Here is a 3,133-nt window from a genome sequence, read left to right on the forward strand (position 1 = left end):
AATCTTTCTCGTCTTGAAGTCAAATTTTCTCTTAAAAATTTCTATAGAATTTATAATAAAAAAAATCCCACCATTTTAATGGCGGAATTTTTTAGAAATGTGAAAGGAATTTTTAGAATTTTTCTCTTTTTTTATTGAGGAATAGGAATACAAGAGCAAAATAGATTTCTATCCCCGTATCCATTATCTATTCTGCTGACCGTAGCCCATATTTTATTATATCGTAAGTATGGGAGAGGGAAGGCAGCTTTTTCTCGGGAATAGGGTAAGTTCCATTCTTCTGAGGTAACGGTTCGGAAGGTATGTGGTGCATTTTTGAGAACGTTATTTTCTTGTGGCATCTTGGTTTCTTTTATTTCTTGAATTTCTGTACGTATAGATATAAGAGCATTACAAAAGGTATCTAATTCTTTTTGGGACTCACTTTCTGTGGGTTCTATCATAAGAGTTCCTGGCACGGGAAATGCTACTGTGGGAGCATGGTATCCATAGTCCATAAGTCGTTTTGCAATGTCTTCTACTTCTATACCGATGGCTTTAAATTCTCTGCAATCTAATATCATTTCGTGGGCGCATCTTCCATTTTTATTTGTATACAGGATTTTATAATGGTCTTTCAATCTTTCTTTTATATAGTTTGCATTGAGAATGGCATATTGAGTGGCTTTGGTTATTCCTTTTTTTCCCATCAGGGAGATATAAGCGTAGGAAATAGTGAGAATACTTGCACTTCCAAAAGGAGCAGAAGATACAGCACCAATGCCTTGCATACTTACTTGTGGGGTAAAAATATGTTCGGGTAAAAATGGTGTCAAATGAGCCGCAACGGCTATAGGTCCCATACCTGGTCCTCCCCCACCGTGAGGAATGCAAAATGTTTTATGTAAATTGAGATGGCAAACATCTGCTCCAATACTTGCAGGGCTTGTCAGTCCTACTTGTGCGTTCATATTTGCTCCGTCCATGTATACTTGTCCTCCTGCATTATGAATTATATCACATACTTCGGTAATAGAATCTTCGAATACTCCATGTGTAGATGGGTAAGTTATCATAAGGCAATTGAGTTGGTCTTTATGCTGCTCTACTTTGATTTTGAGGTCTTGTATATCTATATTTCCTTTTTCGTCACAGGGTACTATTACTATTTTTAACCCTGCCATAGAGGCACTTGCGGGGTTAGTTCCGTGTGCGGATGCTCCTATAAGGGCTATGTTTCTGTGTGGGTTTCCTTTGGATAGATGATATGCCCGTATTACCATAAGACCTGCATATTCTCCTTGTGCTCCTGAGTTGGGTTGAAAAGATACTCCTGTGAATCCTGTTATTTCTTTTATGGAATGAGATAGTTCTTGTATTAAAGAGAGATAACCTTTTGTTTGCTCTTGGGGGGCAAAGGGATGTATATTGGCAAAACCTTCCCATGTGAGGGGTATCATTTCTGTAGTGGCATTAAGTTTCATAGTGCAGCTGCCAAGGGAAATCATACTATGTACCATAGATATATCTTTGTTTTCTAGGTATTTGATATAACGGAGCATTTCGTGTTCGGTTCTGTGAGTGTGAAAGATTGTATGATTCAGGAAAGTGCTACTGCGAATGAACTTTTGAGGAATATGAATATCTACTTCTTGTGGGATGGTTTCTGTTTTTTGAGTGTATACGGATGCAAAAATATCTATTATTTTTTGAATATTTTCTATGGTATCTGTTTCGTTCAAGGCAATAAAGAGGTAAGGATCTGTATATCGAAAATTGATAGCATTTTCTTCTGCTGTTTTTTTTATTTTTGCTTGTATATCGGGTGCTATATGGAGTTTAAGAGTATCGAAGAAGTGTTCATTTTTTTGAGATATTCCTAATAATTTTAATGCATTATGAAGTGCTTGGGTAAGGGCGAGTATTTTATATGCTATTTTTTGTAATCCATCTGGTCCGTGGTATACTGCGTACATACTTGCTATAACGGCGAGTAGTACTTGTGCGGTGCAGATGTTAGAGGTGGCTTTTTCTCTTCGTATATGTTGTTCTCTTGTTTGGAGAGCCATTCTATATGTTTTATTTCCTTCTTTATCGAGAGATACGCCTATAATTCTGCCTGGGATACTTCTTTTATATGCTTCTTTGGTAGCAAAAAATGCGGCATGGGGTCCTCCGAATCCCATGCTTACTCCAAATCTTTGGCTACTTCCCACTACTACATCTGCTCCGTATTCCCCAGGTGGCTTGAGTATTGTTAAAGCAAGCAGGTCTGTGCAGAAAGCAATTTTTATTTGTTGGTTTTTTAATTGTTTAATAGTTTCTTCGTAGCAAATAACTTCTCCTTCTCCGTTGGGGTATCCTATAAGTATACCAAAAATATTCTTGTCATTCGCATCTATTTTTTTTACTTGGTCTATTATCAAATGAATACCGAGAGGTTCGGCTCTTGTCTTGAGTACTTCTATCGTTTGTGGGAATAAAGTATTATCTACAAAAAATGTATTTCCTTTTTCTTTATTTTTACAATCAAAAAGGAGAGCCATGGCTTCTGCTGCTGCTGTTCCTTCATCCAAAAGGGAAGCATTTGCCAGTTCCATACCTGTTAGATCACATACCATCGTTTGGTAATTTATGAGTGCTTCCATTCTTCCCTGTGATATCTCTGCTTGATAGGGAGTATAAGCAGTATACCATCCTGGGTTTTCTAATATATTTCGGAGGATAACAGATGGGGTTATGGTTTCGTAATATCCTAAGCCTATGTAGCTTTTAAATACTTTATTTTCATTAGATTTTTTTTGTATGTGCTTCAAAAAATCTGTCTCGCTCATAGAATCAGTGAGTTGTAATTCTTTTTTTAAAAGTATATGCGGTGGTATTGTCTGTTGTATGAGTTCTTCTACATTTTTGACTCCTACCACAGATAGCATATTTGTTAACTCTTTCTCTGATTTTCCGTGATGCCTCTCTTCAAAATTCTCTTTTGCGTCTATTTTTACTTTCATTGTATTTGTATGTGTTTAATAATTAATATGTTTTACGTTCTTAATAAGATTTGGCTGGTAAAATGCATTTTATAAATATTTTTTTAGTATTGTTTCTTTTTCTTTTGGGATTGAGGCAATTTCTGTTTCTAAACTATTTATTTTGG

At 36.1% G+C, this 3,133-nt stretch carries 1 protein-coding gene; it reads right to left on the reverse strand.

The genetic code is table 11. The features are described from left to right. Positions 1-131 precede the first annotated feature (131 nt). A complete protein-coding gene (gene gcvP, locus QM536_09720; GenBank protein ID MDI9357287.1) occupies positions 132-2,987 on the reverse strand; it encodes an aminomethyl-transferring glycine dehydrogenase in 2,856 nt (951 codons plus the stop codon). Between the last annotated feature and the right edge of the window lie 146 nt (positions 2,988-3,133).

The organism is Chitinophagaceae bacterium (assembly GCA_030053935.1).
Lineage (GTDB): Bacteria > Bacteroidota > Bacteroidia > Cytophagales > JASGCU01 > JASGCU01.

Excerpts from the sequence above, each read along its gene's own strand:
- gcvP (MDI9357287.1), bottom strand. The coding sequence starts at position 2,987 with ATGAAAGTAAAAATAGACGCAAAAGAGAATTTTGAAGAGAGGCATCAC.